14 protein-coding genes are annotated in these 13,048 nt (G+C 75.6%); 7 read left to right on the plus strand and 7 right to left on the minus strand.

What is annotated here, in order from left to right; all coding sequences use genetic code 11:
- Position 1: 1 nt before the first annotated feature.
- Genes cydB through KG103_RS11565 form a run of 4 tightly spaced genes read left to right on the plus strand, consistent with a single transcriptional unit; the run spans position 2 to position 6,357 of the window.
- The gene (gene cydB / locus KG103_RS11550) at positions 2-1,051 is read left to right on the plus strand and encodes a cytochrome d ubiquinol oxidase subunit II (protein WP_207341008.1); all 1,050 of its coding nucleotides are present in this window, start codon (positions 2-4) and stop codon (positions 1,049-1,051) included.
- A gap of 19 nt (positions 1,052-1,070) precedes the next feature.
- A complete protein-coding gene (cydD, locus tag KG103_RS11555) occupies positions 1,071-2,738 on the plus strand; it encodes a thiol reductant ABC exporter subunit CydD (protein WP_207341007.1) in 1,668 nt (555 codons plus the stop codon).
- Entirely contained in the window at positions 2,735-4,588 is a 1,854-nt protein-coding gene (cydC, locus tag KG103_RS11560; RefSeq protein WP_207341006.1) for a thiol reductant ABC exporter subunit CydC, read from the plus strand. The genes cydD and cydC overlap by 4 nt, the downstream gene beginning before the upstream one ends.
- Complete coding sequence (locus tag KG103_RS11565; protein ID WP_307860939.1) at positions 4,585-6,357, plus strand: sensor histidine kinase; 1,773 nt, start codon at positions 4,585-4,587, stop codon at positions 6,355-6,357. Before cydC ends, KG103_RS11565 begins: the two co-directional genes overlap by 4 nt.
- Positions 6,358-6,421: 64 nt before the next feature.
- Here the strand turns inward: KG103_RS11565 and KG103_RS11570 are convergent, their stop codons facing one another.
- Positions 6,422-7,048, minus strand: coding sequence for a response regulator (locus KG103_RS11570; protein ID WP_207341005.1), 627 nt, complete (start codon positions 7,046-7,048; stop codon positions 6,422-6,424).
- A gap of 85 nt (positions 7,049-7,133) precedes the next feature.
- Here KG103_RS11570 and KG103_RS11575 point away from each other — a divergent pair, with 85 nt between their 5' ends.
- Positions 7,134-8,078, plus strand: a complete 945-nt coding sequence (locus KG103_RS11575; protein WP_249670564.1) for an NAD(P)-dependent oxidoreductase — start codon at positions 7,134-7,136, stop codon at positions 8,076-8,078.
- 6 nt (positions 8,079-8,084) lie between these two features.
- On the opposite strand, the gene mutM is transcribed toward KG103_RS11575, so the two are convergent.
- From mutM to coaD, 6 genes are all read right to left on the minus strand, one after another.
- Positions 8,085-9,020, minus strand: a complete 936-nt coding sequence (gene mutM, locus KG103_RS11580; RefSeq protein WP_207341003.1) for a bifunctional DNA-formamidopyrimidine glycosylase/DNA-(apurinic or apyrimidinic site) lyase — start codon at positions 9,018-9,020, stop codon at positions 8,085-8,087.
- A 3-nt stretch (positions 9,021-9,023) separates the two neighbouring features.
- Positions 9,024-9,809, minus strand: coding sequence for a ribonuclease III (rnc, locus tag KG103_RS11585; RefSeq protein WP_207341002.1), 786 nt, complete (start codon positions 9,807-9,809; stop codon positions 9,024-9,026).
- 46 nt (positions 9,810-9,855) lie between these two features.
- Positions 9,856-10,053, minus strand: a complete 198-nt coding sequence (rpmF, locus tag KG103_RS11590; RefSeq protein WP_089799764.1) for a 50S ribosomal protein L32 — start codon at positions 10,051-10,053, stop codon at positions 9,856-9,858.
- Between the two features lie 2 nt (positions 10,054-10,055).
- Positions 10,056-10,556, minus strand: coding sequence for a YceD family protein (locus tag KG103_RS11595; RefSeq protein ID WP_207800394.1), 501 nt, complete (start codon positions 10,554-10,556; stop codon positions 10,056-10,058).
- Between the two features lie 237 nt (positions 10,557-10,793).
- On the minus strand, positions 10,794-11,294 hold the full coding sequence (locus tag KG103_RS11600) for a hypothetical protein (RefSeq protein WP_207341000.1): 501 nt from the start codon (positions 11,292-11,294) through the stop codon (positions 10,794-10,796).
- Positions 11,291-11,797 (minus strand): pantetheine-phosphate adenylyltransferase, encoded by a 507-nt coding sequence (coaD, locus tag KG103_RS11605; protein WP_207340999.1) that lies wholly within the window; start codon positions 11,795-11,797, stop codon positions 11,291-11,293. The genes KG103_RS11600 and coaD overlap by 4 nt, the downstream gene beginning before the upstream one ends.
- A 272-nt stretch (positions 11,798-12,069) precedes the next feature.
- Here coaD and KG103_RS11610 point away from each other — a divergent pair, with 272 nt between their 5' ends.
- Together KG103_RS11610 and KG103_RS11615 are read left to right on the plus strand one after the other, a co-directional pair.
- On the plus strand, positions 12,070-12,384 hold the full coding sequence (locus tag KG103_RS11610) for a GNAT family N-acetyltransferase (RefSeq protein WP_207340998.1): 315 nt from the start codon (positions 12,070-12,072) through the stop codon (positions 12,382-12,384).
- Between the two features lie 45 nt (positions 12,385-12,429).
- Positions 12,430-13,047 carry a hypothetical protein gene (locus KG103_RS11615; RefSeq protein ID WP_207340997.1) on the plus strand — a complete coding sequence of 206 codons (618 nt, stop codon included), beginning with the start codon at positions 12,430-12,432 and terminating at the stop codon, positions 13,045-13,047.
- Position 13,048 lies beyond the last annotated feature (1 nt).

Below are 13,048 nucleotides of genomic sequence, written 5' to 3' on the forward strand. Positions count from 1 at the left end.
CATGGACCTCCCCGTCGTCTGGTTCCTCCTCATCGCGGTCCTGTGGACCGGCTACCTCGTCCTCGAGGGCTTCGACTTCGGCGTCGGCATGCTGCTCGCGATCCTGCCGCGGGGCGACAAGCTGCGCCGCGAGAAGGAGCGCCGGCTGATGATCAACACCATCGGCCCCGTGTGGGACGGCAACGAGGTGTGGCTGCTCACCGCCGGCGGAGCGACGTTCGCCGCGTTCCCCGAGTGGTACGCCACCCTGTTCTCCGGGTTCTACCTGCCGCTGTTCCTCATCCTCATCGCGCTGATCGTGCGCGTCGTCGCGTTCGAGTGGCGCGGCAAGATCGACTCCCCGCAGTGGCGCACCTGGGCGGACCGGGCGCTGATCTTCGGCTCGTTCGTCCCCGCCCTGCTCTGGGGTGTCGCGTTCGCCAACCTCGTGCGCGGCGTCGAGCTGGACGCGAACCACCAGTACGTCGGCGGGTTCTTCGCGCTGCTCTCGCCGTTCGCCCTGCTCGGCGGCGTGGTGACGCTCAGCATCTTCCTCACGCACGGCGCGATCTTCCTCGCGATGAAGACCGACGGCGAGATGCGCGAGCGGGCGGGCACGTTCGCGGCCCGCAGCTCGGTCGTCACGCTGCTCGCGGCGGGCGTGTGGGCCGTGTGGGCGCAGGTCGCCTACAGCGGCGAGGCCTGGACGTGGGCGGCCGTGCTGGTCGCCGCCGTCGCGCTCGTCCTCGTCGTGGTCGCGACGCGGCAGCGCCGCGAGGCCCTGGCGTTCGGCGCCTCCGTCGTGACGATCGTCGCCGCCGTGGTGCTGATCTTCGGCTCGATGTTCCCCGACGTGATGCCCGCGTTCGACCCGGCGAACTCGCTGACGGTCGAGAACGCCTCGTCCACCGACTACACCCTGACGGTCATGACCTGGGTGGCGGTGATCCTCACGCCGATCGTGCTGCTGTACCAGGGCTGGACCTACTGGGTCTTCCGCAAGCGGCTGACCATCGAGCACATCCCCGAGGCGACCGGGCTCACGTTCGAGCGCGTGGTCTCGCGGTCCTGAGCATGATCTGCTGGACGGTGTGAAGCCCCTCGACCCCCGCCTGCTGCGGTACGCACGGGCAGCCCGGGGCTACCTCGCCCTCACGGTCGCGCTCGGAGTGCTGACGGGCGGGCTCGTCGTCGCCCAGGCCCTGCTGCTGGCGCACGCCCTGGGATCCGCCGTCGCGGACGGGGCGACGCTCGCGCAGGTCGCCCCGCTCGCCGGGTGGCTGGTGCTCGTCGTCGTCGCACGGGCGCTCGTGGCCGGGGCGCAGGAGCGTTACGCGCACCGGGCCGCGACGCGCGCCGTCGCCGAGCTGCGCGAGCGTGTCGTCGCGCACGCCGCCGCGGTCGGGCCACGGCGCGCGGCACCGACCGACGGCGCGAGCCTCGTGACCCTGGCCACCCGCGGCCTCGACGCGCTCGAGCCGTACTTCGTGCGCTACCTGCCGCAGCTCGTGCTGGCCGCCACGCTCACGCCGGCGACGCTGCTCGTCGTCCTCGGGCTGGACTGGGTGTCGGCAGCGATCCTCGCGGGCACCGTGCCGCTCGTGCCGCTGTTCATGTGGCTCGTCGGCGTCATGACGCAGGGACGCTCCGAGCGTGGCCTGGCGGTCATGCAGCGGCTGGGCGCGCAGGTGCTCGACCTCCTGGCCGGCCTGACGACGCTGCGGGCCTTCGGGCGCGAGCGCGGACCGGCCGCCCGCGTCCGTGACCTGGGGGACGCGCACCGCCGGGCCACCATGGGCACCCTGCGGATCGCCTTCCTCTCGGGCATGGTCCTCGAGCTGCTCACCACGCTCTCCGTCGCGCTCGTGGCGGTCGGCATCGGCCTGCGGCTCGTGTACGGCCACCTCGACCTCGTGACGGGCCTCGCGGTGCTGGTGCTGGCACCGGAGGTGTTCAACCCGCTGCGCCAGGTCGGCCTGCACTTCCACGCGTCCACCGACGGCGTCGCCGCCGCGGACCGCGCCTTCGCGGTGCTCGAGGTCCCCGTGCCGGCCGCCGGGACCCGGCCAGCTCCCGACCTGACGGCCGGCGTCGTGCGGGCCCGCGGGGTCGCCGTGCGCGCCCGGGGCGGCTGGGCGCCGGCCCCCGTGGACGTCGCGCTGCGCCCCGGGCGGGTGGTCGCGCTCGTCGGGCCGTCGGGCGTCGGCAAGTCCACGACCGTCGAGGTGCTGCTCGGCCTGCTGCCCCCCGACGAGGGGCGCGTCGAGCTCGTGGCGGCGGACGGCACGGTGACCGCGCTGAGCGACGTGGACCTGCACGGCTACTGGCGTCAGGTCACCTGGCTCCCGCAGCGCCCGGTGCTCGAGCCGGGGACGGTCGAGGAGGTGCTCGGGTCCCCCGCACCGGGCGACCGGGACCGGGCGGCCGCGCTCACCGGCCTGGACGCCGTCGTGGCGTCCCTACCCGCGGGCTGGGACACCGTCCTGGGCACCGGCGGGGCGGGGCTGAGCGTCGGGCAGCGCCAACGGCTCGCCCTGACCCGGGCGCTGCTGCGTCCCAGCCCGGTGGTCGTGCTCGACGAGCCCACGGCCCACCTGGACGCCGCCGGCGAGCAGGTGGTCCTGGCGACGCTCGACGCGCTGCGGGCCGCGGGCTGCGCCGTGCTGCTCGTCGCCCACCGCGCGTCCCTCGCGAGCCGCGCGGACGACCTGGTGCACGTCGTCTCCTCGGCCACGGTCACCGAGCAGGTGACGCGATGAGCACCGCTCCCCCGACCACCGCTCCCCCGGCCGTCGACGGGCCGACCCCGCCGCCGCGGGGCACGCTGCGACGCGCGGTCCGCCTGCTCGACGTGAACCCGCGGCGCGTCGCGCTGGCCGTCCTGCTCGGCACCCTCGCGCTCGGGTGCGCGGTCGCGCTCGCCGCCGTCTCGGCGTGGCTCATCGCCCGCGCGTCCCAGATGCCGCCCGTGCTGGAGCTCTCGGTCGCCACCGTGGCGGTCCGCGCCTTCGGCATCGGGCGCGGCCTCATGCGGTACCTGGAGCGCCTCGTGTCGCACGACGTCGCGCTGCGCGGCATGGCGAACCTGCGCACCACCCTCTACGAGCGGCTCGCCGCGGGCTCGCCCCGCGCCCTGCTGGGAGTGCGCCGCGGGGACCTGCTCGCGCGGGTCGGTGCCGACGTCGACGCCGTGGGCGACGTCGTGGTCCGCGGGCTGCTCCCGGCGGGCGTCGCGGTGACCCTCGGCGTGGGCACGTCGGTCGCGATGGCCCTGTTCTGGCCACCGGCGGGGCTCGCGCTGGCGCTGAGCCTGCTGGCGGCGGGCGTGCTCGCCCCCTGGCTCGCGGCCCGGGGCGCCCGGACGACCGAGGAGCGCGGCGTCCTGGCCCGGGCGCGCATGAGCGCCACGTCGCTGGGCGTGCTCGACGACGCCGGTCCGCTGGCCGTCTCGGGGCGCCTGGGCGGCGAGCTCGACGCGCTGCGGGCCGCGGACGCGGACCTGGCGCGTGCCACGGACGCGGGGGCGCGCCCGGCGGCGGTGGCGGCGGCGATCGGCCAGCTCGCCGTCGGGGCGGCCGTCCTGGCGGCGCTCGTCACCGGCGTGCCGGCGGTCCGGGCGGGGCTGCTCGCCCCGGTCGAGCTGGCGGTGATCGTGCTGACGCCCCTGGCCGCGTTCGAGGCGACCTCGCTGCTGCCGGCGGCGGCCGTGCAGGTGCAGCGCTCGCGCGCCGCCGCGGCGCGCGTGCTGGCGCTGCTCGACGACGCCGACGACGCGCGCGGGACCGCGGAGCCGTCTGCCCCGACCGCCGTGGCGCCGCGGCCGTCCGCACCGGCGCCCGCACCGTCGGGCACCGCGGGTGCCCCGAGGCTCGTCGCGCGCAGTCTGGCCTGCGGCTGGCCCGGGCGTCCCGCGGTCCTCACCGGGGTCGACCTGACGCTGTCGCCGGGCCGCCGGCTGGCCGTCGCCGGACCCAGCGGCGAGGGCAAGACCACCCTGCTGCTCACGCTCGCGGGACTGCTGCCGCCCGTGGAGGGCGAGGTCACCCTCGACGGGTCGCCGCTGGCGGTCGCCGGCCGTGAGCGGGTCGTGCGCGACGTCGTCATGACGAGCGAGGACGCGCACGTCTTCGGCACCTCCGTCCTGGAGAACCTGCGCGTCGCGCGCGGCGACGTGTCGCCCGACGAGGCCACCGACGCCCTGCGCCGCGCGGGTCTGGGCCCGTGGCTGGCCGGCCTGCCCGACGGGCTCGACACGATCGTGGGCTCCGACGCCCGCACGGTGTCCGGCGGCGAGCGCCGGCGTCTGCTGCTGGCCCGCGCGCTGCTGAGCGACGCCCTGCTCCTGCTCGTCGACGAGCCCGCCGAGCACCTCGACGCCCCCACCGCGGACGCCCTCCTGGACGAGCTGTGGCACGCGCCACCGACACGCGACGGCCGGGCCCGGGGCGTCCTCGTCGTCAGCCACCGGCTCGCACCGCTGACCGCCGCCGACGAGGTGCTGTGGCTCGCGGGCGGGCGGGTCGCGGCGCGCGGCACGCACGCGGAGCTGGTCACGCGCGTGCCGGGCTACCGTGAGGCCGTGCAGGCCGAGCAGCAGGAGACGTCGTGAACGAGTACCGGGGCGAGATGCGGGAGGTGCCCGGCAGGTTGCCGACGGCGGGGACGCCGTTCGAGCACGGGGTCATCTCCGACCGCCCACCGCCGCCCGCTCTCCTGACCGGGGACGCGCTGACGGACCTGCTCGGCGCGATGCTGGCGGTCGCCGGGCACCTCGAGCTGTCGGCCGTCCTCGACCGCTTCGTCCAGGTCAGCGCCGAGCTGACGCACGCCCGGTACGGCGCGATCAACGTGCTGGACGACTCGGGGACCTCGACGACGTTCGTCTACACCGGCGTGCCGACGGCCGTGGCCCGGATGCTGCGGCACCCCCCGCACGCGCACGGCGTCCTGGGGCAGATCCCCCACGAGGGCGTGCTGCGGCTGGACGACCTGACCCAGCACCCGGCGTTCCAGGGCTGGCCCGCCCACCACCCGTCCATGGGGTCGTTCCTCGGGGCGTCGGTGAAGGTCGGCGAGCACGTCTTCGGCCAGCTGTACCTGTCGGAGAAGGAGGGCGGCGGCGCGTTCACCGTGGGCGACGAGCGGATGGTGCTCGCCCTGGCCGCCGCCGCCGGGGTCGCCGTCGCCAACGCTCAGCTCTACGCCGAGGCGGAGCGTCGTGAGCACTGGCTGCGCGCCGGCCAGGACATCACCACCATGCTCCTCGAGGGCGTGGACGAGGAGTCGGCGCTGGAGCACGTGGCGCGCACCGCGCGCGAGGTCGCCGGTGCGGACACCGCCGCGCTCGCCCTGCCCGGCATGGGCGGAGAGCTGTTCATCGAGCTGGCCGACGGCTACCACGCGGCCGAGCTGACGGGCCTGGTCATGCCCCGCGGCGGGCGCGCCTGGACGGTCCTCGAGGAGGGGCGCGGGCTGCTCACGCCGTCCCTGTCCGCGTCGCGGACCGTCAAGGTCGACGAGATGCGCGCCTTCGGCCCGGCGATGTTCGCCCCGCTGCACTCCTCGGGCCGCGGCGTCGGCGTGCTCGTCCTGCTGCGCCGCATCGGCCGCACCCCGTTCGACGAGCGGGACCTGGCCACCGCCGAGTCGTTCGCCGCCCAGGCCGCGCTCGCGTACGTGCTCGCCGAGGCCCGGCACGCGCAGGACGTCGCGGCCCTCCTCGACGAGCGCGAGCGCATCGCACGGGACCTGCACGACCTGGCCATCCAGCAGCTGTTCGCGACCGGCATGCAGCTGGAGACCGTGCGCCGCCGGGCGGCGCGCGGCGTCGACCCCCAGGAGCTCACGAGCATCGTCGAGGAGGCGCTGGACAACGTCGACAGCTCGGTGCGGCAGATCCGGCAGATCGTCTACGCGCTGCGTGACCCGGACGCCGCCACGGGGTTGGTCGAGCGCCTGCGCCGCGAGGCGTCGCTCGCCCGCACCGGCCTGGGCTTCGCCCCGTCCCTGGTGCTCTCGCTCGACGGCGAGGACCTGTCGCAGGACGACGCCGACGCGCAGGACCACCTCGACGAACGCCTCGAGCAGCAGCTGACGGACGACGTGGTGGCGGTGGTGCGCGAAGGGCTGGCCAACGCCGCGCGGCACGCGCAGGCGTCGTCGGTCACCGTGCGCGTCGCGGTGCGCGGGTCGGGTCCGACCGGTTCGGTGGAGGTCGACGTCGAGGACGACGGCGTGGGCCTGCCTGCCGACCGGGAGCGCAGCTCCGGGACCGGCAACCTCGCGGCCCGCGCGCGGCAGCACGGCGGGACGTTCAGCATCGGCACCGCACCCAGCGGAACGGGCACGCTGCTCATGTGGCAGGCGCCGCTCGGCTGACCGGGCGCCGTGGGCGCACGGGCGGCGCCTGCGGCGCACCGTCCGGCGGTGCGCCGCGGGCCCGTCAGTGCCCGGGCTCGGCCCGCCAGCCGGAGTTCTTGCGCGACGCCACCCAGGCGGCGACCTGCGTGCGCCGCTGCAGCCCCATCTTCGCCAGCAGCGACGTGATGTGGTTCTTCACCGTCTTCTCGGCGACGCCGAGACGCTCGGCGATCTCGCGGTTGGACATGCCCTCACCGATGAGGTCCAGGACGCGCAGCTCGCTGGGCGTCAGCGACTCCGTCGGGTCCTCGTGCCCGGCGCGGCGGCGGGCCACCGTGCGGTCGTCGAGCAGCGTGCGTCCGGCCGCGACCGCGCGGATCACGTCGGTGATCTCCGCCCCGCGCACGCTCTTGAGCAGGTAGGCGGCCGCCCCGGCGTCGAGCGCCGCCGCGAGCGCGTCGTCGTCGTCGAACGACGTCAGGACGATGGCGCGCGCCTCGGGCAGCGTCTCGCGGACCGCCTGGATGAGGTCGATGCCCGTGCCGTCCGGCATCTGCAGGTCGACGAGCATGACCTGCGGCCGGACGAGGTTGGCGCGCCGGACGCCGTCGGCGACGGACCCGGCCTCGGCGACGACGGTCATGCCGTCGGTGCGCTCGACGACCTCGGCGATGCCGCGGCGGACGACCTCGTGGTCGTCGACGATCATGACGGAGATGGGCCCGGGCCGAGCACCCGGTGCGGGCGGCGGCGTCGACTGGCTCGTGGCTGACACACTGGCATCGTATCGACCCGTGACCACGATCCTCCTGCCCACGTCCGTCGACGGCGCGCCGCGCCTGCCGGCGGGCGTCGTACCGGTCCCCTACGACGTCGCCGCAGCGCCCCCGCCGCAGGCCGCGCACGCCGACGCGATCGTCGTCTGGGGCAACCCCGCCGACCGGTTGGCGGAGCTCGCCGCCGCCGCGCCGCACGTGCGGTGGGTGCAGACCCTGGCGGCGGGGCCCGACGCCGTCCTCGCCGCGGGGTTCGCCCCCGAGGCCGTCATCACCAACGGACGCGGCCTGCACGACGCGACCGTCACGGAGCACGTCCTGGCGCTGACGCTGGCCTGCCTGCGCAGCGTTCCCGGCATGGTCCGGGCGCAGGCGGCGCACCGCTGGGCCGCCGAGCTCGGCGGCCTGCAGCCCCTGCACGACCCCGGGCGGGTGCGCACCCTGACGGACGCGCACGTCACCGTCTGGGGTTTCGGCTCGATCGCGGCGCGGCTGGCGCCCCTCCTGACGGGTCTGGGGGCCCGCGTGACGGGCGTGGCGACCACGGCGGGGGTGCGCCACGGGGTGCGCGTGGTGACGCCCGCCGACCTGCCGGGGATCCTGCCGACGACCGACGTGCTCATCGGCCTGCTCCCGGCGCTCGACGCGACCCACCGTGCGATCGACGCGCGGGTGCTGGGGCTGCTGCCGTCCCGCGCGTGGGTCGTCAACGCGGGCCGCGGCTCCACGCTCGACGAGGACGCGCTGCTCGCCGCGGTCCGCGCGGGCACCGTCGCGGGCGCGGCGCTCGACGTGCTCGCCACCGAGCCGCTGCCGGCGGACTCACCGCTGTGGGACGAGCCGGACGTGCTGATCAGCCCGCACGCGGCCGGCGGGCGCCCGGTCGGCTGGCAGGACCTGGTGGCGCAGAACGTCGACCTCTTCCTGGCCGGCCGCCCCCTGCGCAACGTCGTGCCGCGCTGAGCGGCGTCAGACGCGTGGGCGCCGGGGCCGCGGCTGGCAGCGCGGGCAGCTGAACGACGAGCGGTTGGCGAAGGCGTCGCGCCGCACGGGCGTGCCGCACCGCGGGCACGGGCGGCCCTCCTGGCCGTAGACGGCCAGGGACCGGTCGAAGTAGCCCGACGCCCCGTTCACGTTCACGTACAGCGCGTCGAAGCTCGTCCCGCCCTGGGCCAGCGCCTCGGACATGACCTCCGCGGCGGCGTCCAGGACGCGCGTCACCTCGGCGCGCCGCAGCGTCGCCGTGGGACGGGCGCCGTGCAGCCGCGCGCGCCAGAGCGCCTCGTCCGCGTAGATGTTGCCGATGCCCGACACGAGCGTCTGGTCGAGCAGCGCGCGCTTGAGCTCCGTGCGCCGGGACCGCACGGCGTCGACGAGGGCCGGGCGGTCCAGCGCGGGGTCCAGCAGGTCGCGGGCGATGTGCGCGACGGGCGCCGGCACGACGGCGCGCGGCGAGCCGCGCCCACCGGGCGCCCCGTCCGCGGTGGGGACCAGGTCCGGCACCGACAGGTGCCCGAACGTGCGCTGGTCCACGAAGTCCAGGGCGGACCCGTCGTCGAGGGCGAACCGCACGCGCAGGTGCGGGTGGTCGACCCAGCCCGCCGGGCCGGGCGCAGCCGCGGGGCCGGGCCCACGCACCAGCAGCTGCCCGCTCATCCCGAGGTGCGCCAGCAGGCCGTCGTCACCCTGCCGCGCCCCGGTGTCGAGGAGCAGCCACAGGAACTTGCCGCGCCGCACCGCGGCCTCCAGGCGTCGTCCCGTCAGGCGCGCGGCGAGGTCGACCGGGCCGCCGTCGTGCCGGCGCACGGAGTAGTCCCGCCGCACCTCGACACCGACGACGGTGCGGCCGAGCACGTGCCGCTCGAGCCCGTCACGGACGGTCTCGACCTCGGGGAGCTCGGGCACGCGTCAGCGCGGGTCGGCGGCCACGTCGTCGGCGGTCACGTCGTCGGCGGTCACGTCCTCGGCCGTCGCGGCGTCGGCCGTCGCGCCGTCGGACGCTGCGGCGTCGCGCAGCGCGCTCAGGGTGGTCCACGCCGCTGCGGCGGCCTCCTGCTCCGCGACCTTCTTGGCCGGTCCGGTGCCGCTCCCGCGGACCTCGCCGCCCACGACCGCCCGGGCCGTGAACGTCCGGGCGTGGTCGGGGCCCTCGCCCGTGACCTCGTAGTACGGGGCACCGAGCCCGAGCGCGGCGGACAGCTCCTGCAGGGAGGTCTTCCAGTCGAGGCCGGCGCCCAGGTCGGCTGCTGCCGCCAGGGTCGGGCTCACCAGGCGGTCGACCAGCTCGCGCGCCGGCTCGAGGCCGTGGGAGAGGTAGACCGCGCCGAAGATCGCCTCGAGCGTGTCGGACAGGATCGAGTCCTTGTCCTTGCCGCCGGTGGCGAGCTCGCCCTTGCCCAGCAGCACGTAGTCGCCGAGGTCGAGGGTGCGGGCGACCCGAGCGAGGGCGCGCTGCGACACGGTGGCCGCGCGCATCTTGGCCAGGTCGCCCTCGGAGTGCGAGGGGTGGGCCCGGTACAGGTGCTCGGTGACGACGAGCCCCAGCACGGTGTCGCCCAGGAACTCCAGGCGCTCGTTGGTGGGGATGCCGCCGGCCTCGTGGGCGAACGAGCGGTGCGTCAGGGCGAGCACGAGAAGCTCGGGGTCCAGGTGGACCCCGAGCTTCTCGAGGAGCGACTGCGCTGCCGTGCTCACGCGACGTCGGTGTCGACGGGTGTGCCGGTCATCGTGGCCGTGTCGGTCAGACGGCCTCGTGCTCGCTGCGCACGGCCTCGACGTAGCGACGGCCGTTGTACGCACCGCACGACGGGCACGCGATGTGCGGGCGCGTCTGCGACTTGCACTGGGGGCAGGTGGTGAGCGTCGTGGCAGTGGTCTTCCACTGCGACCGACGCGCACGGGTGTTGCTGCGCGACATCTTGCGCTTCGGAACCGCCACGGTCAGCTCTCTCTCTTCTCGTCGTCTGTGCCCTGCAGGCCGCCGAGGGCCGCCCACCGGGGGTCGATCGTCTCATGCGCGTGGTCCGGGTCGTCGGCGAGCCGCGCCCCGCACTCGGAGCACAGGCCCGGGCAGTCCACCCGGCACAGGGGCCGGAAGGGCAGCGCGGGCACGACCGCGTCACGCAGCGCGGGCTCGAGGTCGACCAGGTCGCCCTCCAGCTCACGCACGTCCTCGTCCTCGTCACCGCTCGCCGCCGCGGCGTCGGCACGCTCGGGGTACACGTACAGCTCCTGCAGCGGCGCGTCGACTGGCTCGACCACCTGCTCCAGGCACCTCACGCACTCCCCGACGGCTTCGCCGCGGATCGATCCGGAGACCAGGACCCCTTCCATGACCGCCTCGAGCCGAAGATCCAGCTCCAGGTCGCTCCCGGCAGGGATGCCGATCATGCCGCTGCCGAGCTCGTCAGGTGCCGCGACCGTCCGCTGCACCGTCCGCATCGATCCCGGACGTCGTCCGAGCTCGTGTGTCTCGAGCACGAACGGCGAGCTGGGATCGAGGTGGGATGGGCGCACGGTCCGGTCCCCTCGTTTCCAGGCGGCACCGTGCGCGGGCGCGCGGCACCTAGTTGCGGCAATGACGGCTCGGCCCACGCCACGACCGGCAGGACCAACCGAGAACTCTACGGCACGTGGTGCGCTGTCCCAAACCGGTGTCGCCCGCCGTGGCCGCAGCCGCTACGCGTTCTCGCCCGGGACCAGCCGGCCCGCGAGCTTCGCGCGTCCTGCCTGCACCTGCGACAGCACCTTGCCCAGGTCGATCTCGAAGTCCGCGAGCCGACGGTCGCAGTAGTCGTCCGCGTCACGGCGCAGCGCCTCGGCCGTCTCCTGCGCCTCGGCGAGGATCTCGGCAGCCCGCGACTGGGCCGCCGTCACGATGCTCTCCTGCTCCACGAGCGCGGCCGCACGGCTGCGAGCACGGGCCAGGAGCGCGTCGGCCTCCGCCTGCGCCGCGGCGCGCGCGGCGTCCGCGTCGGCCAGGACCTCGTCCGCCTGGTGCAGCTGGGACGGCAGCGCCGCGCGCACCTGGTCGACCAGCTCCAGGATCTCCGCCCGGTTCACCAGGACGGACGAGGACATCGGCATCGCCCGTGCCTGCGTCACCGCGTCCTCGAGCGCGTCGAGCACACCGCCGACACCTTCCGTCCGCTCCACGCCGTCGTCCACGTGCTCGGTCATCGTCCGTCCTCTCCCCCGACGCCCGGGGACGGTGCCAGTGCCTGTCGCACCGCTGCCGCCACCTCGGGCGTCACCATGTCGTCGATCGGCCCGCCGTGCCGTGCCACGTCCTTGACCAGGGACGACGCGATGTGCGCACGCGCCGGGTCGCCCAGGACGAAGACCGTCTCCACGCCGGACAGGTGCCGGTTCATCAGTGCCATCGCGAGCTCCGCGTCGAGGTCCGCGCCGCTGCGCAGGCCCTTGACGACCGCGCACGCCCCGACGTCCCGCACGAGGTCGACGAGCAGCCCGTCCGTCGACACGACCCGCACGCCCTCCCACCCCGCCAGCGCGTCCGCCGCCAGCCGGACCCGTTCGTCGGGCGGCAGCAGCGACCGCTTCGAGGCGTTGTGCGCCACCGCCACCACGACCTCGTCGAACATCGACCGGGCGCGCCGGACGACGTCCACGTGACCCAGCGTGATCGGGTCGAACGACCCGGGGCAGACGGCGGTTCTCACGGACGCCAACCTACGTCACCGGCCCCCGACGGACCCGACGGCGACGCGCTAGCGTTCCTCCGTGAGCCACGTCCGCACCGCGACGTACGCCGACCTGCCGGTCCTGCGCACGGTGTGCGCGCTGGCCTACGACGACAACCCGCTGATGCGCTGGGTGCTGCCGGACGACGAGACCCGTACCGAGGCGTGCGCGGCCTGGCTCGGCCCGTCCCTCGAGCGCTACCTGGCGGCCGGTCGGGTCGACGTCCTGGCGGTCGACGACGTCCGCCGGCGTGCTGCGCGCCCTCGTCGGCGCGCGCAGGGCGACGCAGGTGCTCGGCGCGCTGGGTGGTGCGGGCGCCCTCGCCCCGACGACCCCCGGCCCCTACCTCAACTACCTCGCGGTGCACCCGGCGCACCAGTCGCGCGGTCGGGGTGGCGAGCTGCTCGACCACGGCATCGGCGCCCTGCGCGACGTCACCGGCACGCCGTGGCTCGGCACGACCGATCCACGCAACCTGCCGTTCTACGAGCGGCACGGCTTCTCGACGGCCGGCACGCACGTGCTCGGCGACGACGGGCCCGTGCTCACCGTCCTGCACGGCTGAGCAGGCACCGCCCCGCCGGACCGGGTCGCCCCGCGTGCAGAGCGCATGCTCGACGCAGGAGGGACCACGACGGCGAACCGCCGGATCGAGCAGCTCGAACGCGCGACGGGCCGGACCTGGGACGCGTGGCTCGGGCTCCTGGGGTCGTGGGGTGCCGCGCGGCCGGACCACGGCACGATCGCCGGACGCGTGACCGCCGAGATGGAGGGCACGACGCCCTCCGCCGCGTGGTGGGCCCGGTCCGTGACCGTCGCGTACGAGCAGCACATCGGCCGGCGGCTGCCCGGGCAGCGGTCGGACGGCACGTTCCAGACCAGCGTGAGCCGAGCGACGCCGTGGGACATGACCGACCTCATGGCGGCGTGGACGCGTTTCGCCACCGAGGACGACGAGGTCCGCGACTGCGTCGTCGGCGAGCCGCGCGTCAGCGGCACCGAACGGCGGATCACCTGGCGCGCCCGCTCGCGCGAGGGGTGGCCCGTCGCCGTGACGAGCGAGCCACGCGGTGGCGCCACGGCCACGCTCGTCGCGACGCAGACCGGCCTGCCCACGCCCGCGGCGAAGGACGAGGCCCGCGACCGCTGGGTCGCCGTGCTGGACCGCTTCGTCACGACCGTCGGCGACGCCCGCGGTTGCACTCCCCCGCGGGCGGCGACACGCTGAC

This window comes from Cellulomonas wangleii (genome assembly GCF_018388445.1).
Taxonomy (GTDB): Bacteria; Actinomycetota; Actinomycetes; order Actinomycetales; family Cellulomonadaceae; genus Cellulomonas; species Cellulomonas wangleii.